Source organism: Roseobacter sp. (assembly GCF_045106495.1).
In the GTDB taxonomy this organism is placed as follows: domain Bacteria; phylum Pseudomonadota; class Alphaproteobacteria; order Rhodobacterales; family Rhodobacteraceae; genus Roseobacter.
This window is the reverse complement of the sequence record NZ_JBGCEQ010000022.1, coordinates 69681-89912: the sequence shown is the minus strand read 5'-3', so window position 1 is coordinate 89912 and position 20232 is coordinate 69681. Positions and strand designations below refer to the sequence as shown.

Here is a 20232-nt window from a genome sequence, read left to right as displayed (position 1 = left end):
ATCCTTAGTTTTTATATAAGGATTGGGGCGCAAAGGGTAAAGGGGGAGGCATTGGGTTATCTATCCATTCACACCAGGGGAAAAGGTAACGCGCCATTTAAGCGGCCCTAACTTGAGTAAACAAAGACTCATTTTTCGGAGGCGACTCATAAGCCCATGATCTCGCATTCCTCTTGCACCCTACGCGAAAGAGCCGATGTGATGCTCCCGAATGACGAAATGCAGGTTTCCAGCGGCGTTGCCGACGCACTAGCGGCGGTGCCGCATCCTTGGGCGCTTGGAACCAATCAAGGCCAAAAACAACTGGCAGGTTCAATAGGATCTTGGGCGATGCATTCCTAACTTTGGCCGTAAATCCGGCGTCAGCAGATACTTAGCTTTTAGCCAATTTCTCTGGAGGCGTTGTTTAATTGATTTCCAGTCTTGGCCTTCTCTCAAGACCAATTGCAAAACCTCCAATGTACCCAAAGGAATAGGTCGCTTGATTTGGCAAATTCTGCCAAACTCATTTTGTCCAATGGGAGGTAGATGATGCTGGATACGACGATAAATGACCAAGTCACTGAGTTTCTCGACGCTTTTGGGACGGCGCTAGAAAATGGCGATATTGATGCCGCCGTCGACATGTTTGAAACAGATTGTTACTGGCGCGACTTGGTGAGCTTCACGTGGAATATCAGAACCATGGAGGGTAAAGATCAAGTTCGTGACATGTTGTCAGCGCAGCTTTCTGCCACCCAGCCAACCGGATGGAGAATCGCGGATGGCGAGGTTGCATCCGAAGACGGCGGCATCACCACGGCGTGGATCAGTTTTGAAACCGGTATCGCACGCGGCTATGGGTTGGTGCGCCTGCGGGAGGGCCGGATCTGGACGCTGTTGACGTCGATGGTCGAGCTGAAAGGTCATGAAGAACCTTTAGGTTATGAACGCCCTCTCGGGGCCAAGCATGGTGCTGGAAAGGGGCGCATGACCTGGGCCGAGGAGATCGAAAAAGAGCGCACAGAACTGGGCTACACGAAACAGCCCTACACGGTCATCATCGGCGGTGGACAGGGCGGTATCGCTTTGGGTGCGCGGCTACGGCAACTGGGTGTTCCCACGATTATTGTCGAGAAAAACGAGCGGCCTGGCGACAGTTGGCGCAACCGGTATAAGTCGCTCTGCTTGCACGATCCGGTCTGGTACGACCATCTACCCTATCTGCCGTTTCCGTCAAACTGGCCGGTTTTTGCGCCCAAAGACAAAATTGGCGACTGGCTAGAAATGTACACCAAAATCATGGAGCTGAACTATTGGACACGCTCTACGGTTCAATCCGCCAGCTTCGATGAAGCCACGCAGGAATGGACCGTCAAGGTTGACCGCGACGGGGAGGCGGTCACGCTGAAACCCAAGCAATTGGTTTTTGCCACGGGCATGTCCGGCAAGGCCAATATGCCCGATCTGCTGGGAATGGATACATTCAAGGGAGACCAGCATCATTCAAGCAAGCACCCGGGACCAGATGGCTATGCAGGCAAAAAGGCGGTTGTCGTTGGCTCAAACAATTCAGCCCATGACATTTGTGCCGCCCTTTGGGAGGCGGATGTAGATGTGACCATGGTGCAGCGCTCCACCACTCATATCGTACGTTCAGAGCCTTTGATGGAAATCGGTCTCGGCGATCTTTACTCGGAACGCGCGGTTGAGGCTGGCATGACAACCAACAAGGCCGATCTGATCTTCGCCTCGCTGCCTTACAAGATTCTGCACGAATTCCAGATACCCGTTTATGACAAGATCAAAGAGGTGGACGCCGAGTTTTATGCCGGACTTGAAAAGGCAGGGTTCCAGTTGGATTGGGGAGCCGATAACTCCGGGCTGTTCATGAAATACCTGCGGCGCGGGTCAGGTTATTACATTGATGTGGGCGCCAGCCAGTTGGTCATCGATGGCAAGATCAAACTGGCACATGGGCAAGTCACTGAAGTGGTCGAGGACGGTTTGGTGTTGGATGACGGCACCAAGTTGGAGGCGGACATGATAGTCTATGCGACCGGCTATGGCTCGATGAATGGCTGGGTCGCCGGCATTATTGATCAGGAAACTGCGGATAAGGTTGGCAAGGTCTGGGGCCTGGGCTCTGATACGCCCAAAGACCCCGGTCCTTGGGAGGGCGAGCAGCGCAACATGTGGAAACCCACACAGCAAACCGCATTGTGGTTCCATGGTGGCAATCTGCACCAATCGCGGCACTATTCGCAGTTCCTGTCCCTGCAACTCAAAGCGCGGATGGAAGGGCTCGACGGCCCGGTATATGGCTTACAGGAGTCTTACCACCTCGGGAGATAAAAACAGCAAGGCGCGGCGGGTCAATCGCCGCGCCCACGTCCCAAAATCAGTTGCGGCGTTTGCGCGCCGGTTGTGGACGGACACGGGTCTCTACCTCGTCATAGAGTTTGCCGACAATGTCTTTGCCGGTTGCTTTTTCGATGCCTTCGAAACCCGGAGAAGAATTGACCTCCAACACTTTGGGGCCCGCTTCCGAGCGCAAGAGATCCACACCCGCCTTGCCCAGACCAAAGGCGCGCGCGGCCCGGACGGCAGATTCCCGTTCCACCTTGGTGATGCGCACCACTTTTGCCGATCCGCCGCGGTGCAGGTTGGACCGGAAATCGCCTTCAGCGCCGGTGCGTTTCATGGCAGCTACAACCTTGCCTGCGATCACAAGACAACGGATATCTTCTCCGGCCGCCTCTTTGACAAAATCCTGAACCAGAAAATTGGCCTTCAGCCCGCGAAAGGCATCGATCACCGACTCCGCAGCTTTCTTGGTTTCCGCCAGCACCACGCCTTTGCCTTGTGTGCTTTCCAGCAGTTTGACGATCAGGGGTGCCGTCCCGACAAGACCCATGAGGTTCGACGTGTCTTTGGGCGAGGCGGCAAAGGCGGTGGTCGGCATACCAATTTTCTTGGACGCCAGCACCTGATGCGCATGCAACTTGTCGCGTGAGGCGGTAATGCCGGCCGAGCCATTGACGCAATAGGTGCCGATGGTTTCGAATTGCCGGATCACGGCGGTTCCATATGGCGTGATCGATGCACCGATACGCGGGATCACCGCGTCGTAACGTGGCAGACGCTTACCGTCGTAGTGCACTTCGGGCGCCATGGCGTTGATCGCCATGTAGCAACGGGTGGTGTTGATCACCTCGACTGTATGTCCGCGGGCTTCGCCAACCTCGACCAAACGGCGCGTTGAATAATTGTCTTCCCGGCTGAGAACCGCGATGCGCAGGGCGCGATTGGGCGCGCGACGTTTGAGGGAAGCGCTGTGGTAGTCTTCGTAATTCAACTCAGGTTGCAGGTGTTTTTCCGTCGGCGAGATCGAGATGTAATCGTTGAGCGCCTGACGACCCAGCAGCATCCGCGACGACATAGACGCGCGGTTGGTCAGCGTAATCTCAATAGGCCAGTTTTGCCCGCCAACCGCCAGTTCCGATGTAATCACGAAACGTTGTTCCGTTTCGCCGTTGGACGAGGTGACCTCGCGTCGGTCAACCAACGGCGCCGAACAGGTGATCGCCATATCTTCGCGCCCGGCAATCGGGTGCACGTTAAACCGCACCTTGGGCTGCTTGGCGGGGCCGAACACCTCTATGTCATGGGCGTGCAGCGCAGACGTGCGTGCGCCTGTGTCCACCTTGGCCTTGATCGCGGGCAATCCCAGATCGGGCAGGGCGACCCATTCTTCCCAACCAAATGTAAGGGGGGCTTCGCTCATGGGTCTCTCCTTGCTGGCCGCGCGACGTGTTTTAAGGTTTCTTTTGTCCGTGTCTGCGGCGCGAAATCTGAAACCACATCATTCTCGGAAAAAACACAAAAAACAATGCGCTTTTGCCTTGGCTTGGATGCGTACATCGACCGGCAATTTTCCTTCCAACCTAAGCAGGGTCAAACCGTCGGATTTTCGGTCGGGTACTGACCCCAGGGGTCTTACGCAACGCGGGCAGAACGAGGCGTGAGATCCCCCCTTCCGGTGACCCTAACCCGCATCGCGATTTTTCTTTGGAAATATCTTTTAATGAACCGGCAAAATGTGTGATGAACGCCTGCAAGGCTTTCGCTGAACAACCGTTGGTATTTGTGGAACTTTCGTCGGGGTTTCAGTGGCAAGGCATCCCGGGTTCGGATGAGCGATCCCGTCAGTCGTTTACGTCCTGATGCACGATGCGAGCGCCACTGGATTGTTTGCGAAAAGCGATACGCAATCCGATCCATGCGATCAAAGAAAGCCCCGAAAAAATCGCCAGAAGGGCGGCGGCGCTGAACCCCGGTGCCACCAAAACAACCGCCACCATTGCCAAGGCCCCTAATGCGAAGCCGAGGAATATGAAGCCGGGCACCAGAACTTCGACCACCGCAAGCGCAAGGGCAGCTGCCATCCAGACCCACCACACCGTTAGCAGATCGCTCATGTGCCGCGCCCTTTCAGCAATTTGAATGCATCACCAAAGGCCTCGATGGCCTGAGCCGGGACGAGAATGGTCTGTTTGCCGTCACCGGTGCCTAAGGCATTCAACGCATCCACTTGTTTCAAAGCGATCTGGTACTGTGCCGCTTCCAGCCCGTTTTCGTTGATGGCGAGGGCCACAACCTGCGTGGCATAGGCCTCTGCATCCGCCAGAATACGGCGGGCTTTGGCAGTTTGCTCGGAGGCATAGAGTTCCGCATCCGCAGCCAGTTCAACGGCGCGTTTGGACCCTTCGGCCTCGGTAACCTGCGCCCGGCGCGCCCGCTCGGCGTTGAGCTGTTGCAACATCGCGTCGCGGGTCGCTTGGTCGAGGTTCACATCAAGTATCTCAGCGCGGGTGACCTCGATCCCCCAATCGTCCACCTGATCTTCGACAAGTGATTTGATCGTTGTAATCAGTTGTGAGCGGTTGGATTGCACCTCATCAAGGTCCATTTTACCGATCTCCGCCCGGACAATCCCGGCCACCGTGGTGGCAATGGCGGCATCCACATCGCGGATCCGGTAAACGGTCTTTTCGGGTTCCGTGATGCGATAAAACACAGATGTTTCCACCTGTACCAGCACGTTGTCTTTGGTGATCGCGTCCTGACTGGCATTGGGTAGCTGTCGCTCCAGAATGGAAATCTCATGGGCGACACGGTCGATGAACGGCACGATCAGGTTGATCCCCGGACCCAGCACGGCGCGCAAACGACCAAAGCGTTCGATCACATATTTCTCGGACTGCGGTACGATCTTCACCGCCTTGACAATCAAGACAATGAAAAGCGCGGCTAACAGCAGGAAAACCAATGAGCTTTCGATCAAAGACAGAATGAAGGTTTCAATGTCCACGCGGGAGTGTCCTTTCGTGACGGGGCCCTCCTAATTTGAGCGTGGTCGCGCGGGAATGCAAGTTACGGCGCGTGATTTGCGCACCATGGTTAGCAAAGACTTGACGGATTACTCGGCCCCGGCGTCAGGCATCGGCCCGGTTTTCCACGTGCAGCCGGGGGGAGGGGGAGTAGGTGTGACATCGCGGTAGGCGGCGGGTGCGATGTATTCCCAAGCGATGAACCATTGTGGTTCTGGTATCGCCTCGACCCAACCGCGCCACTGTGCATAGAAAACTGCATCGTCAAGGCGTTCCTGAGCCCATTGGCAAGGGTTTCCCATCTGTGCGCGAAAGGTGGGTGTCATGGTTACGCTGCGATCGAGAAAGACATTGCGGAAATCGGTTTGGGGATCAAACACCACCTCAGTCAGATCAACAAACCTGAGCATACCAGCATTGTTGGTGCTCATGCTCAGGTTTGTTTCCACCAGATAACTGACGTCGCTTGGCTTTCCGGTCATTTGGGAATAGTCGAACACTGACCCCTCCATCTGTGCGCCGCGGAGGTTTGCCCGCTCCATCTGTGCGTCGCCGAGGCTTGCCCCCTCTAACTTCGCGCGCCGGAGGTCTGCCCTGTCCATCTGCGCGCCTATGAGGTATGCCCCCTCCATCTGTGCACCGAAAAGGTCAGCCCTCTCCATCTTCGCGTCGAAGAGGATTGCCCCCGTAAGAAAACTGATTGACAGATCAGCCTTGCGAAAATCCATCTCGGATGTCTGTCGCCTCTTCCAATCCAGGCTTTGCAAATCGGCTCGGGCGGCGCGGCGGCGGCGTTCGAATTCTTCGGTGAACTCCGCTTCTCGATTGCCGAAATCCGCGCAGTCCTAGCCCTCGCGCTCGCGTCGGCACCATGTTGCGCGAAACTCAGCCCGTGCGTCTCGGTAACTCAGCCAACCCGCAGGGCGTTCGACAATGTTTTCGCCGGACAGGTTCAAATGTGCGAGTTGGCTCAAAGACCCCTCGGTCCGCTGATAACTGTTCCAGAGAAGGGCTGCGCCACCGATGATCAGTCCAAGAGTTTGAAAGCCGGTCGCCCACAAACGGATCGGTTCTGACGTCGGCGGCTGCCGCATGCGGCGGGCCATCATGGCGAGGCTTGAGGCGCCCGTCACGATGGAGATGGCAAAGCCGGACGCCGCAATACCCGTCATCCAGAATTCACGGGCGGGCATGGAAAGCCGCCAGAGAAAGTAGAGAACAATCAGCCCAAACCCCCAGGCCAGCAGGAAATTCAGCAGCATGGCACCGCCTTCGAGCGTGCGGGGCATGGCGGCGTTGTCGCCGCGCATGCGGCGGCGGAAGTGCAGGGCGGCGTCAGTGACGAGCCAAGGTGTGACGGCATCACCGAGCCGGATGCCATTCAGGCGAGGCGGGGCGGCCCCAAGCGCGTCCCAGAGGCGGATCAGGTAGAGGTGGAAATAGCCATAAATCGCGGCGATCAGGATGGGGGCCGCCACGAAGAAATACGGCGTGGGGACCTCAACATTCACCAGCGGCAATTGGGTGGCGCGGTCGACCCCATATAAGTCGATGTGTTCGACCTCCATCAAGGTAATGCCCACAAAAACGAGCGCTGCCAGCAGTGCAAACCATGTGGAGCGGGCGTTCCGGGTCAGGGCGTTGATACGGTCGAGGTGGTCTTGGTCCGTCATGAAGCAACCTTGGTGCCAAATTCGGACAGTCTGGCCGAGGCGGTTAAACCGATCAAGGGGCTTGGAAAAGCCGGTGATTTGCGCCAAAGGGGCGTCATGAATTTTTCATTTGAGCTGCACGCCACAGATGGCAAAGCCCGCACCGGCGTTATCAAAACAGCCCGCGGCGACATTCGCACCCCAGCCTTCATGCCCGTGGGTACGGCCGGGACTGTCAAGGCGATGATGCCCGGGTCGGTGCGGGACACCGGCGCTGACATTCTATTGGGCAATACTTATCATTTGATGTTGCGCCCCACCGCCGAACGCATTGACCGACTGGGCGGATTGCACAAGTTCATGAATTGGGAGCGCCCGATCCTGACGGATTCTGGTGGATTTCAGGTTATGAGTCTCGCCGACCTGCGCAAACTGACGGAAAAAGGCGTCACGTTCAAAAGCCACATTGATGGCTCGAAACATGAGATAACGCCGGAACGATCCATGGAGATACAGCGGCTTTTGGGCTCTGACATCGTGATGTGCTTTGATGAATGCCCCGCATTGCCGGCCGATCGCAAAACGATTGCCGACAGCATGCGGTTGTCGATGCGTTGGGCCGCGCGGTCGCGGGATGCTTTTGGTGACAGGCCCGGACATGCGCTCTTTGGCATCCAACAGGGCGGGTTGGAGCAAGATTTCCGTGCAGAGAGCGCACAGAGCCTCATAGACATTGGGTTTGATGGCTATGCGCTTGGTGGATTGGCCGTGGGTGAGGGGCAGAAGGCGATGTTCGATGTGCTGGATTTCGCACCGGATATGCTGCCGCAAGACAAGCCAAGGTATCTGATGGGGGTGGGAAAACCCGACGACATTGTTGGGGCTGTGGCCCGGGGTGTCGACATGATGGACTGCGTCTTGCCCAGCCGTTCCGGGCGCACTGGACAGGTCTTTACCAGGCGTGGTGTGGTGAACATAAAGAATGCGCGCCATGCAGATGACCCGCGCCCCCTGGATGAAGATTGCACGTGCCCGGCATGCCAAAACTACAGTCGCGCCTATCTGCATCACGTGTTTCGCAGTCAGGAAATCATTTCGTCAATGCTGCTGACGTGGCACAACCTGCATTATTATCAGGAGCTTATGGCAGGGATGCGCCGCGCCATCGGCGAGGGCTGTTTTGAAAGCTGGCAGCGGACATTTCATCAGAGCAAAGCGCAGGGTGATATAGAGCAAATTTGACAAGAGACTGAGGTTGTTTTTTTCGCCCCAAGCCGCGTCGGTTTAACCCAAGATTAACTCCATGACACCTAGAGAGTTCCTGTATTACAGGAGTGTCAGGATGTCGGCTAAATCCAAAAACGCGGAAAATGAAAAAGGTCCTTCCCTGGATCATACGTTGCATTTGACCCAAAAGAAAATTGCACCAACCCGTTTGGCCGCGCTTCAAATGCTCATTTTTCATATGGAAATGAGCACTGAAGAGGAAAGCAATGTTACGGCAGAAGATTTTTTGGATGCCCAAACAAAACTGAAAGAAGGGTTTGAAGCAGCCCGTAATTTCAAAACCTATCTTTCGGAAACGCACAAGCTGGACCTGCCTGATACATCAAACAAAATGCTTGAAAAACTCGTCGAAGCAATGGACGAACTGGTGCGCATTACGGACCGGTGCACTGTGACTGACGGCGAAATCAAAGGCTTTCGAGCAGGTGCCGATATGTACGACCTTTGCTGTACGCGCATTGCCAAGGGCGTCAATGAATTTAGCGACGATTTGCGCACCTTCTTTTTGGAACTCAATGACAAAGGCAAGGCCGACGCTCTTGACAGAACCAGCACGATTGCAATGGAAATCGGTAAAATCGGGCGCGTTATCAACATGGTCGCGACCAATGCATCAATCGAGGCGGCTCGTGCTGGAGACGCAGGAAAAGGGTTCACAGTTATTGCCGACGAAGTGAAAGTGTTGTCTTCGCGGGTTTCCTCGCTGTCCGTGTCTCTGACGGATCGATTGCATGTAAATTAAACCCACATTCTTGGGGCATTTGCATGATTTGAAGGCTTGTGATTCCGCTTCGCAGTGGCCATGCTGCCGCGAACAAAAAACAACAGCAAGGTTGAATTAAGGTGTGTTCCGCCCCACCTTTGACAACCAAACCTGGAGATGGACGAGCGTTGCCGCTTGAGTGGGACCAGCGCCATCTTGCCTAACAAAGGAAAGAGCATGCAAGAGCATTTGAACGCGTCATACCCGGTATTGCCTTTACGGGATATCGTAGTGTTCCCTCATATGATTGTTCCACTGTTCGTCGGACGTGAAAAGTCAGTTCGAGCTTTGGAAGAAGTTATGGCAGACGACAAGCAGATTTTGCTGTCCAGCCAGATCGACCCCGGTGTTGACGATCCAGACAGCGATGGAATCTACAAGGCGGGCGTTTTGGCAAATGTCTTGCAATTGCTGAAGTTGCCGGACGGCACTGTTAAAGTGCTTGTCGAAGGTCAAGCGCGTGTGCGCATTACCGAGTATTTGGAAAACGACAGCTTCTTTGAAGCAAGGGCCGAGTACCTCACGGAAATGCCTGGCGATATTGCCACAACTGAAGCTTTACTGCGCACCGTCTCCAATGAATTCGAGCGATATGCGAAAGTAAAAAAGAACGTGCCGGAGGAAGCTCTGTCAGCGGTTGGTGAATCAACTGAGCCAGCCAAATTAGCGGATTTGGTGGCTGGGCACTTGGGAATAGAAGTCCATCAAAAACAGGACCTTCTGGAAACGCTTAGTGTTTCCGAACGTCTAGAGAAGGTCTATGGCCTGATGCAGGGCGAGATGTCGGTTTTGCAAGTTGAGAAAAAGATCAAAACGCGTGTCAAATCACAGATGGAGCGCACGCAGCGTGAATATTATCTGAATGAGCAAATGAAAGCGATTCAGCAGGAATTGGGTGATGGAGAGGACGGCAAAAATGAAGTAGCCGAACTTGAAGCCAAGATTTCAGAAACAAAGCTGAGCAAAGAGGCCCGTGAAAAGGCAAACGCCGAGATCAAAAAGCTCAAGAACATGAGCCCGATGTCTGCCGAAGCCACCGTGGTGCGGAACTACCTGGATTGGATGCTGTCTATCCCTTGGGGTGTGAAATCTCGGGTGAAGAAAGACCTGCCGCGGGCGCAGAAGGTGCTCGATGACGATCACTATGGTCTGGAAAAGGTCAAAGAGCGCATTGTAGAATATCTGGCCGTTCAACAACGTTCGGCGAAGTTGAAAGGTCCGATCATGTGCTTGGTCGGCCCCCCGGGAGTTGGTAAGACGTCACTTGGAAAATCTGTTGCGAGAGCGACAGGCCGAGAGTTCATTCGCATTAGCTTGGGAGGGGTCAGGGACGAATCTGAGATTCGTGGGCATCGCAGAACCTATATTGGGTCCATGCCAGGAAAGATCATTCAGGCATTAAAAAAAGCGAAGACGACGAACCCACTGATTTTACTGGATGAAATTGACAAGATGGGACAGGATTTTCGAGGTGACCCTGCGTCCGCGATGCTCGAAGTGCTCGATCCGGAGCAAAACTCGACTTTTGTAGATCACTACTTGGAGGTGGAATACGATTTGTCGAACGTCATGTTTCTTACGACTTCCAACAGTTACAACATGCCGGGCCCATTGCTGGATCGCATGGAAATAATCCCGTTGGCGGGCTACAGCGAAGATGAAAAAAGAGAAATTGCGATTCAACATCTCGTGCCGAAGCAAATCAAGAATCACGGTTTGAAAGACAAGGAGTTTTCACTCGAAGAATCTGCAATTACCGAGATGATCAGGACATATACCCGTGAAGCCGGTGTCAGAAATCTTGAACGTGAAATTGCCAAGGTTGCGCGAAAATCACTGACCAAGATCATCAAGAAAGAAGCTGAGGCCGTTACGGTGACGGATGAAAACATCGACGACTTTCTTGGGGTCAGGAAATTCCGCTACGGGCTTGCTGAAAAAGAAGATCAGATCGGAGTTGTAACGGGATTGGCCTACACGTCTGTTGGGGGTGAGCTTTTAAGCATTGAAGCGCTGCGGCTGCCAGGAAAAGGACGAATGAAAACCACCGGCAAGCTCGGCGATGTAATGAAGGAATCAATTGACGCCGCATCAAGTTATGTAAGATCGATCAGTCCAAAAATCGGTGTGAAACCACCACAATTCGACAAAATCGATATTCACGTTCACGTTCCCGATGGAGCGACGCCAAAAGACGGCCCAAGCGCTGGACTGGCCATGGTGACGTCAATCGTTTCTGTACTGACGCAAATCCCAGTGCGGAAAGACATTGCGATGACGGGCGAAGTGTCTTTGCGCGGAAACGCGATGCAAATCGGTGGACTAAAGGAAAAACTTCTCGCGGCGCTGCGTGGAGGCATAACAACTGTGCTGATACCTGAAGAAAACGCGAAAGACCTTCCCGAAATTCCGGACAACGTGAAGGTCGGAATGACAATTATTCCGGTCAGCCATGTGTCGGAAGTCTTGGAACATGCTTTGGTGCGCGCTCCGGAAGCAATCGAGTGGGACCAAGAGGCGGAAGATGCTGCGGCAGCTGCCAGCCTTGCGCGCAATTCAGATTCAACGGACGCTGCCACCGCGCATTAATTCTTTGAGTGACGACATCGAAATGGCGTGACCGTTGGTCACGCCATTTTCATTGCCGACAACGAACCAATCTAACGAAACCTTTTGCGGTTGAAATCGCTTGAGGCATTCGTGTTGGATCCCTGCTCCCAAGCCATCAATGTGCGAAATGCCCGGGTGAAAAAGGAGATGCTTTTGCTCAATATCTTGACCCAATTTCTGGTTACCTGTGAATACCGCTTTCGCACAAGTTGGAATGAAGTGGCGAGATGGGATCTACTGCGCTTCTTGTAAACGTGGTTTGTTTCCTTTCAACAGAGTAGAAGTCACCGACAATAACCTTTTTCCCGCCAGACTGGCCAAAGCGCACTCGCGCCGCGCATGTCGGTTCTGACCGGCGTTGAAGCTTTTAGGTAAATTCGTTTGTGATGCTTCATTTAGCGACAGAAACTCATGGTACCGCTCTGGCGAGACATGGTCGCCGAGTTGAGCACAATGGCACACGGGATGACGTAGAAAACTCTGAGCACGTAAGCCCTCTTGCACCTTTGTTGCAAGGCACATAGAAGAGCGGAAATTTCTGCGCGCGCCTCGCTCGGCGCGACTAATTCACATGGAGCAAACATGCAGGTCACCGAGACGTTGAACGAAGGTTTGAAACGCGGCTACGCCATCACGGTCACTGCGGCTGAATTGGAAGCCAAGGTCAATGAAAAGCTGGCTGAAGCCCAGCCGGAAGTCGAAATGAAAGGTTTCCGCAAAGGCAAGGTTCCGATGGCGCTTTTGAAAAAGCAATTCGGCCAGAAAGTCATGGGCGAAGCCATGCAAGAAAGCATCGACGGCGCTATGAGCGATCATTTTCAAGCGTCCGGTGATCGTCCTGCGCTACAGCCCGAAGTAAAAATGACGAACGAAGACTGGAAAGAAGGGGACGACGTCGAAGTGGCGATGTCTTACGAAGCACTTCCCGAAATTCCTGAGGTTGATTTTTCCAAAATCAAGCTGGAGAAAATGGTCGTGAAAGCCGAAGTTTCAGCAGTAGATGAGGCTTTGAGAAATCTTGCCGAAACCGCGCAGAATTTCAAACCGCGCAAGAAAAACGCCAAAGCCAAAGACGGCGATCAGATTGTCATGGACTTCCTTGGTAAAGTGGACGGCGAGGCCTTTGATGGCGGATCGGCAGAAGATTATCCGCTTGTGTTAGGTTCAAGTTCTTTCATTCCTGGATTTGAAGAGCAATTGGTAGGGGCCAAAGCAGGCGAAGAGAAAGCCGTGACCGTCACTTTCCCGGAAGACTATCAGGCGGAGAACCTGGCCGGAAAAGAAGCTATTTTTGAATGCACGATCAAAGAGGTCAAGGAACCGGTGCCTGCCGAAATCGACGATGAGTTGGCTACAAAGTTCGGTGCTGAAGATCTAGCAGCTTTGAAAACGCAAATCGCAGAACGGCTTGAAGCGGAGTACGCGGGTGCTGCGCGCGCTGTCATGAAACGTCATTTGCTCGATGCTCTAGATAGCATTGTTGATTTCGATCTGCCCCCTTCGCTCGTCGATGCTGAAGCAAAGCAGATTGCGCATCAACTATGGCACGAGGACAATCCGGATGTTGAAGGGCACGATCACCCTGAGATTGAAACCACCGACGAACATACAAATCTGGCGACACGACGCGTGCGTCTAGGCCTGTTGTTGGCAGAAATTGGACAGAAAGCGGAAGTTGAAGTAACTGACGCCGAAATGACGCAAGCCATTATGGCACAAGCGCGTCAATACCCTGGACAAGAACGTCAGTTCTTTGAATTTGTTCAGCAAAATCAGCAAATGCAGCAACAAATGCGTGCACCATTATTTGAAGACAAAGTTGTGGATCACGTGTTCGAAAAGTCTGAGATCGGCGAAAAGACGGTTTCAAAAGAAGACCTTGAAAAGGCCGCCAAGGCACTCGAAGAAGAGTAGTCTTTGAACAAAAAATTGAAAACGGGGCTGCAATTGATAAAGCAGCCCTGTTTTGTTTTACTCAAAGTTGAATGCGAAATCTCGCAAAGCCGTCTGATCCTTCACCTGCGGGCACGAGATTCATGCCTTTGACATCATCGACGTAGTTCTCGGCTTTGGGGCCCGTGTCAAATAATACAGACGCACCGTCCAAAGGCTTGAACGTCCAATTGGCATCCGCACGTGGGCTAATTGTGCCGTTTTCAACGATATAGCGGACGATGACGTCACGGTTGGTGTCCGGGCCTTCAAAGACAATACTATCGCTCTTTGCACCAGGAAAATCACCACCGCCACTTGCACGGTAGTTGTTGGTGGCAATAATGAATTTCTGATTTAAATCAATTGGTTCACCATTGAACCTCAAGTCATATATCCGACTTGCATCCGGTTCAATCAACGCACCTTTTGGGTCAAATTTTGACGGCTGGCTGAGATCAATTTGGTAGGTTACGCCGTCAATCACATCAAAATTATAGGACGGAAAACGATCATTGATTAACATCTGGTCGGCTTCGCCAGGTGTTACCTGATTGAACATTCCAGCGGAGCGTTCCAACCAATCCTTAACCTCAGCGCCTGTGACCAAAACCGCCCGCGCAGTGTTCGGATAGAGATAGAGGTCTGAGACATTTTTTATGGCAACATCACCTTTGGGTACATCCGTGTAGTACTCCGGACCGCCGCGGCCACCAGCCTTGAAAGGCGCGGCTGCTGACAGAACAGGAAGGTTTTCATATTCAGTCCCTTGCAGCATTTCCTTGATGTACCATGTTTGCGCATTTGACACGACTTGTACGGATGGATCATCCGCCACCAAGGCAAAATAGCTGTGCAGATTGGCATCCGTTTTACCGACTGCGCGGCGCACATAGGCGAGGGTCTCATCGTGGGCTTGTTGCGTGCTGGCCAGCACGGCTGCGTCGCTCTCGACTAAGGCAGTGATAGAGCGATCTTCATTGCGCTTGGAAATGGGTCGCGCTTCGGAAGCATGCCCCGCAATCCGCCAGCCGTTGCTATCCCGCTCTAGCATGAGATCAATGAGACCGAGGTGACTGCCCCAAAAACCTCCCATTGTCGCTGGCTTCCCATGGATTGTGCCCGCTTGCGCATCAACCGCCGCGTAGTCTTCATAAGAGCTGGAAGGGAAAACTAAATGGCTGTGCCCGGTCAAAATAGCGTCAATGCCAGGAACAGCGGCGAGAGGCACTGAAGCGTTTTCCATCATCGCAGTTTCTTGCGCCGATCCAATCCCGGAATGCGATAGCGCAATGATAATGTCAGCGCCTTCCTCTTTCATTTGAGGCACGTAAGCGCGAGCCGCTTCCAAAATATCGCGGGTTTGAACGCTGCCCTCCAAGTGCTTGCGATCCCAGTTCATGATCTGCGGTGGGACAAATCCAATGAGCCCGATTCTAATCGGATGTTTGACGCCGTCACCATCTGTAAGTTGACGGTCGATGAGCGAATAGGGCGTGACCAGCGGTGTGTCCTGAACAGGCGTGGCACCCATTTCTTTTACAACATTCGCCGACACGACGGGGAAATTGGCACCTGCGAGAGATTTCAACAGGAAATCAAGACCATAATTAAATTCATGATTACCCAGCGTTGAGGCATCGAATCCCACAGTATTCATGGCCGCGATGACCGGATGCATGTCGCCCTCTTTCATGCCGCGCTCATAGGCAACGTAGTCTCCCATCGGGTTGCCCTGCAAAAAGTCACCGTTGTCGAGCAAGAGCGCATTTGTTGCCTCTGCGCGGATATCAGCGATGATGGAAGCAGTACGCGCCAAACCGACTGTGTCACGGGGCTTGTCCGCGTAGTAATCATAGGGAAAGACATGAACGTGAAGGTCGGTGGTTTCCATCAATCGCAGGTGCGCTTGGCCAGCAGCAGCCTGAACGGAAAACGGATGTAATGCCAGTAGCCCGGCACTGCCGGCAATAAACGAACGACGAGAGAGGCATAGGGTCACAGCAGTTTTCCTTTTCATTGTCTCATGTAAACAGATGCTTTTCATTGCCACCTTACGGTTTGGCAACGTTTTGCATGGGCCTGAGGAGTCATCTCTCCTCCGGTTACTTCGCTCTAGAGTAGTATATGTTGCTCTAGAAGCAATCCGGTTTCAAACCAAGAGCCTCGCAAAACTATTGACGCTGATCGCGTTAAGATTTCGGCATCATTCAGATCATCAAATTAGTCGCAAAATTCTCTTTTGCTAACGGTCGTCAATTGGATGTTTGACCTTTGGCATCGCCCTTGACCGGATCTTGCGTGAATTGGCGAACAGCATTTGGAATTGACCCCATCAGCAATTGACGAAGTCTTCGCATTTGCCTGACTGTTGTATATGTCAAAACGCGTGTTACCGCCTCGGAAACACGATGTCATCGCTACTAAGACAATTGCGAAAGAACGAATTCCACCCGATTTGACACCGAAGTTTTGGGCAATATCAAATGCGAATACCCCAATTGGATTAGAGCTGATTGAATCCGGTCGTGTTCTGCAACAGCTTCGTCAAACCCGTGACGGCGGTCTGTGTCAGTTCGATAAATCTCAGGCCAAGGCGGTGCCATAATGACCTTTCGATGGTAGGGGCGATCGGCGCCAATTGTGCGTGATACCGGCGCGCCCGCGTAATACTCCAAAGCGACGGCGACATCGATCAGGCCCCTGTCAAAAAAGACCCGCTCGTCAGTTTGCGTGGCCCAGGCGAGGTCTTTCTGCGCCAATGCGTGCGTCTCTCGCAAGAATGCGATCATGCTCGTCCAAGGCAATGCATTGCCACCCGATACCTTCTGAGCGGCGATGACGCGTCTGCCAGGCTCTTCAACTACGCGGTGACCCCGCGCCTTCAGGGATGCAACGAGGGTTGATTTGCCGCCACCTGAGCAGCCGGAAATCAATATGTGGTTTGCCATGCCGGATTATACCGCGCGCCGGACCAAAAAAAAGCCGGGCGCATATGGCACCCGGCTTTTGTTGTTAGATCTGTGCTGAAATCAGGACTTGCCTGCAGTATCTTCCTGATCACCCGAGACATCTTCGGAAGGTGTCTCTAAAGCTTCGGCCAGATCGTCATCTTCAGATGTGGCGGCCCCAATGTCTTCAAAAAGCTCTGCAATCTCAAATTCTGCAGCTGCTTCTTCTTCTGCCGCTAGTTCCTGAATGGATTTACCTGCGGCTTGCAACTCGGCTTCTTCCGCGGAGCGGGCCACGTTCAGTTCAATCGTTGCCTCTACTTCGGGGTGCAGCACAACCTGAACAGCGTGCAGACCAAGTTCCTTGATCGGTTGCAGTACGACCTGCTTGCGATCCACAGAGAACCCTGCCTCTGTCGCGGCTTCGGCGGCGTCACGGGTTGTAACGGACCCATAAAGCGCGCCTGCATCAGACGCAGAGCGAATCACGATAAACTGTTGACCATCCAGCTTTTCGGCTAGCGAAGCGGCTTCCGCTTTGGTCTCCAGGTTACGCGCTTCAAGCTGTGCTTTTTGCTGTTCGAAAGCTTCGATGTTGGCTTTGGATGCCGACAAAGCTTTGCCCTGAGGCAAAAGGAAGTTGCGGGCATACCCGGGTTTGACGTCGACGACTTCGCCCATCTGGCCCAGTTTTGCGACGCGTTCGAGAAGGATAACTTGCATGACGGTCTCCTTACTTCACAGCGTATGGCAGCAGCGCGAGAAAGCGAGCGCGTTTGATGGCCCGAGCCAGTTCACGTTGCTTCTTGGCGGAGACTGCGGTGATACGGGATGGCACAATCTTGCCACGCTCTGAGATATAGCGTTGCAGCAAGCGTGTGTCTTTGTAGTCGATCTTTGGCGCGTTATCACCCGAGAACGGGCAGACTTTGCGGCGGCGGAAAAATGGTTTTGCGGCCATGGTTTATATCCTTGTCCTAATGTCGATCAACGGCGCTCACGGCGATCAGGCCGTTCATCGCGTTTTTGCATCTGTACCGATGGCAGTTCAGCGTGATCATCTACTTTGATGGTCAGAACGCGCATCACATCGTCATGCAGGCGCATCAGGCGTTCCATTTCCTGAACTGCTGGAGCCGGAGCATCCGAGCGCAGGAAGGCATAGTGGCCTTTGCGGTTTTTGTTGATCTTATAGGCCATCGTTTTGACGCCCCAGTACTCGTGATCCACGAGTGCGCCGCCGTTATCGGACAGAACGGCGCCAAAATGTTCGATCAGCCCTTCGGCTTGCGTATTGGACAAGTCCTGACGCGCGATCATAACATGCTCATATTTAGGCATGCCAATTCCTCATTTCTATCAAGGCGCATTTCATATGAGGGGCCATTTTTCCTTTTGCGGCCCCGCCACGAGAGACTGCGCGGTTCAAGTGGTGTGCAAAGGAAAGGCCGATATACACGCTTTGGCAAAAGGCGCAAGCCCGCGCTGCATAACACGGCAAGAGACATTCACGACGGCCCGTACCGCCACGCGCTTCCGGCACACTAACCTTCCGACTTCGCACGGTTTCTTTTACACAAGTCAGCCTTCATCGCCACGTATTGTTCGCAAGCGCGCAGAACTTGTTTACTTCTGCGGGATTGGCATTGGCGCAAACCGGCCCACATAAGTGATATATTCGCAAAATAAGGAGGTCACCTAAATGAAATCACTTGTACTTGCCGCCACCCTTGCAGCCACAGCAGGCATGGCTTCGGCAGCCGCTGAAAAATATGTTCTGGACGCCAGCCACAGCCAGGTTGTGTTCAGCTACAACCATTTGGGCTTCTCAACCACTTTTGGGATGTTCTCGGGTTTTGAAGGCGAGATCATGTTCGATCAGGAAGACCCGTCAGCGTCGTCCGTGACTGTCTCTATGCCCACAATGAGCATGTTCACAGGATGGGAAAAACGCGATGGACACTTTATGTCCGACGATTTCTTTGGTGCTGCAGAGGGCGATATGATCACCTTTGCATCAACTGGCATCGAAGTCACCGGTGACAACACAGCGCAGATCACGGGTGATCTGACCATGAACGACGTAACCCAGTCAGTTGTTCTGGACGCCAAGTTGAACCAAACGGGAGATCATCCTCAGGCCGGCAAACCTTGGGCGGGTTTTGATGCAACGACAACTGTGTTGCGGTCGGATTTCAACCTGGGCAGCTTTGCGCCATTTGTCAGTGACGAAGTGGAAATCGTCATTTCTATCGAAGCGATGAAAGCCGAGTAATCTTGGTCCCGCCAAGCACTCGAAGGCCACGCAGCTTTTGCGTGGCCTTTTTCATGGGCGTTGGTCTGAGATCCGACTATCGATCTTTTGAAGCAATCAGCGATACAGCGACGCCGACACTAAATCCGAGAGAGCCTTCATCTTTTTGCCCGTCGCCAATTGCGAAATCGCGGCGATCCAACTGCGTGCTGCCTTGCATCGTCGCGACCCCGTCGACGAGATCAAGTGTGAAAGGCAGAGTGACAGGCATGGAGCGTTCCTTGATGGTCACGGTACCTTGCGCATCGTAGCCGGCATCGGACCGCAGGATATCAGCCTGAAAAACGGCAGTTGGAAAGGAGTCGGCGTTGAAGAAATCTGCCCCGAGCGCTTGTCCTGTGACTGACCCAAGTGTCAGCGAACCAACAGAAATGGTGACTTCGACGGCGCCTGCGACCCCAGTTGCGATGGTTTCGTCGAAACTAATTTGCGCAGTCCAATCCGCAAACACACCGCGCACGTCCGATCCCATTTGTTGCACAACAATCGCCAGCTCTCCTTCTTGCACGACCCAGTCTGATTGAACTTCGTCAAGCGAGGCCGAGACTGCAACCGGCGTGTGGCTGGCGTAAAGGTCGAGAGTACTGCCGATGACAAGCGCCGCGCCCCAGATCACCAGAGCACTAAAGATCGGTAGAGCCACCCGGTGGTGTCCATCACTTTCAGGTACTGACGGGGATCCAGGAAGCATTCGCCGCAGTGTCACGTCCTTATCGATGATGTGGTGTTTCAGAGCGCCTGCGACGTGCAGCAAGATGGAAGCCGCCAGCACCCGTTCAAATACGATATGCAGCCCAGCAGCAGCGGCTGCAACGGTTTCGGATTTCGGCACAAAGAAAAGATTTTGCCCAAATGGCCACCAGATCGGCGCAAAGCCATCAGTCGACGCGTGATGCACCCACCCCGACAGGGGCACCAGCAATAGTGAGCCATAGAGAAGCCAATGTACTGTTTCTGCGGCCAGGCTTTCCAGCTTTCGATCAGCGTGCAGAAGCCCCGGCTTAGGTTGACGGATCGCCCAAAGAATCCGAGCCAGAGCAGTGAAGAAAGCGGCCACGCCCAGTGTTTTATGCAGAGAAAACAACCATGCTTTCTGTGCGAGTTCTTCGGAGGTGTCGTAAGGTAGACCATTCGCGTAGATACCCAATGGGATCAAAGTCAGAATCAGCAGAGCGGTTAACCAGTGAAATGTCTTGGTTACGGCACCATACCGCGTGGCGGAATTGGACAGCGACATTGTTTGCCTCCTCGTCGTAGGTGATGCTCTTAGCTTAGTTGCGATCTGCACAACGGCAATGGCCACCGGTGCACATATGCTGCGCGCAGGTGCAAAAGCGACATGCTGCACCAA

Annotated in this window: 17 protein-coding genes; 6 read left to right on the top strand and 11 right to left on the bottom strand. The window is 53.6% G+C overall.

Annotation, left to right across the window (positions count from 1 at the left end; genetic code table 11):
• Positions 1–531 precede the first annotated feature (531 nt).
• Complete coding sequence (locus AB8B75_RS15210) at positions 532–2334, top strand: NAD(P)-binding domain-containing protein (RefSeq protein WP_405363498.1); 1803 nt, start codon at positions 532–534, stop codon at positions 2332–2334.
• A gap of 46 nt (positions 2335–2380) precedes the next feature.
• Here the strand turns inward: AB8B75_RS15210 and rimK are convergent, their stop codons facing one another.
• The 5 genes from rimK to AB8B75_RS15185 all read right to left on the bottom strand — a co-directional run bounded on the left by rimK (position 2381) and on the right by AB8B75_RS15185 (position 7045).
• Positions 2381–3766, bottom strand: coding sequence for a 30S ribosomal protein S6--L-glutamate ligase (gene rimK / locus AB8B75_RS15205; RefSeq protein ID WP_405363497.1), 1386 nt, complete (start codon positions 3764–3766; stop codon positions 2381–2383).
• Between the two features lie 421 nt (positions 3767–4187).
• Complete coding sequence (locus AB8B75_RS15200) at positions 4188–4460, bottom strand: NfeD family protein (protein WP_405363495.1); 273 nt, start codon at positions 4458–4460, stop codon at positions 4188–4190.
• Positions 4457–5353: an SPFH domain-containing protein gene (locus AB8B75_RS15195; RefSeq protein WP_405363493.1), complete on the bottom strand. Its 897-nt coding sequence runs from the start codon at positions 5351–5353 to the stop codon at positions 4457–4459. The genes AB8B75_RS15200 and AB8B75_RS15195 overlap by 4 nt, the downstream gene beginning before the upstream one ends.
• 108 nt (positions 5354–5461) lie before the next feature.
• Positions 5462–6100 (bottom strand): pentapeptide repeat-containing protein, encoded by a 639-nt coding sequence (locus AB8B75_RS15190; RefSeq protein ID WP_405363491.1) that lies wholly within the window; start codon positions 6098–6100, stop codon positions 5462–5464.
• Between the two features lie 117 nt (positions 6101–6217).
• Complete coding sequence (locus AB8B75_RS15185) at positions 6218–7045, bottom strand: hypothetical protein (RefSeq protein WP_405363489.1); 828 nt, start codon at positions 7043–7045, stop codon at positions 6218–6220.
• 96 nt (positions 7046–7141) lie between these two features.
• Here AB8B75_RS15185 and tgt point away from each other — a divergent pair, with 96 nt between their 5' ends.
• The 4 genes from tgt (at position 7142) to tig (ending at position 13598) form a co-directional block, all read left to right on the top strand.
• On the top strand, positions 7142–8266 hold the full coding sequence (gene tgt, locus AB8B75_RS15180) for a tRNA guanosine(34) transglycosylase Tgt (RefSeq protein WP_405363639.1): 1125 nt from the start codon (positions 7142–7144) through the stop codon (positions 8264–8266).
• 100 nt (positions 8267–8366) lie between these two features.
• Positions 8367–9053 carry a methyl-accepting chemotaxis protein gene (locus tag AB8B75_RS15175; RefSeq protein ID WP_405363488.1) on the top strand — a complete coding sequence of 229 codons (687 nt, stop codon included), beginning with the start codon at positions 8367–8369 and terminating at the stop codon, positions 9051–9053.
• Positions 9054–9251: 198 nt separating this feature from the next.
• The gene (lon, locus tag AB8B75_RS15170) at positions 9252–11663 is read left to right on the top strand and encodes an endopeptidase La (RefSeq protein WP_405363486.1); all 2412 of its coding nucleotides are present in this window, start codon (positions 9252–9254) and stop codon (positions 11661–11663) included.
• 603 nt (positions 11664–12266) lie between these two features.
• Positions 12267–13598 (top strand): trigger factor, encoded by a 1332-nt coding sequence (tig, locus tag AB8B75_RS15165; protein WP_405363484.1) that lies wholly within the window; start codon positions 12267–12269, stop codon positions 13596–13598.
• Positions 13599–13659: 61 nt separating this feature from the next.
• On the opposite strand, the gene AB8B75_RS15160 is transcribed toward tig, so the two are convergent.
• From AB8B75_RS15160 to rpsF, 5 genes are all read right to left on the bottom strand, one after another.
• On the bottom strand, positions 13660–15636 hold the full coding sequence (locus tag AB8B75_RS15160) for a bifunctional 2',3'-cyclic-nucleotide 2'-phosphodiesterase/3'-nucleotidase (RefSeq protein ID WP_405363482.1): 1977 nt from the start codon (positions 15634–15636) through the stop codon (positions 13660–13662).
• 403 nt (positions 15637–16039) lie between these two features.
• Positions 16040–16567, bottom strand: coding sequence for an AAA family ATPase (locus tag AB8B75_RS15155; protein WP_405363480.1), 528 nt, complete (start codon positions 16565–16567; stop codon positions 16040–16042).
• An 81-nt stretch (positions 16568–16648) separates the two neighbouring features.
• Positions 16649–17290 carry a 50S ribosomal protein L9 gene (gene rplI / locus AB8B75_RS15150; RefSeq protein ID WP_405363478.1) on the bottom strand — a complete coding sequence of 214 codons (642 nt, stop codon included), beginning with the start codon at positions 17288–17290 and terminating at the stop codon, positions 16649–16651.
• 10 nt (positions 17291–17300) lie between these two features.
• Positions 17301–17528, bottom strand: a complete 228-nt coding sequence (gene rpsR / locus AB8B75_RS15145; RefSeq protein ID WP_005982441.1) for a 30S ribosomal protein S18 — start codon at positions 17526–17528, stop codon at positions 17301–17303.
• Positions 17529–17554: 26 nt separating this feature from the next.
• A complete protein-coding gene (gene rpsF / locus AB8B75_RS15140) occupies positions 17555–17908 on the bottom strand; it encodes a 30S ribosomal protein S6 (RefSeq protein ID WP_405363474.1) in 354 nt (117 codons plus the stop codon).
• Between the two features lie 361 nt (positions 17909–18269).
• Between rpsF and AB8B75_RS15135 the strand changes: the two genes are divergently transcribed.
• A complete protein-coding gene (locus AB8B75_RS15135) occupies positions 18270–18842 on the top strand; it encodes a YceI family protein (protein WP_405363473.1) in 573 nt (190 codons plus the stop codon).
• Between the two features lie 76 nt (positions 18843–18918).
• Here AB8B75_RS15135 and AB8B75_RS15130 read toward each other — a convergent pair whose 3' ends face one another.
• Positions 18919–20118 carry a cytochrome b/b6 domain-containing protein gene (locus AB8B75_RS15130; protein ID WP_405363471.1) on the bottom strand — a complete coding sequence of 400 codons (1200 nt, stop codon included), beginning with the start codon at positions 20116–20118 and terminating at the stop codon, positions 18919–18921.
• Between the last annotated feature and the right edge of the window lie 114 nt (positions 20119–20232).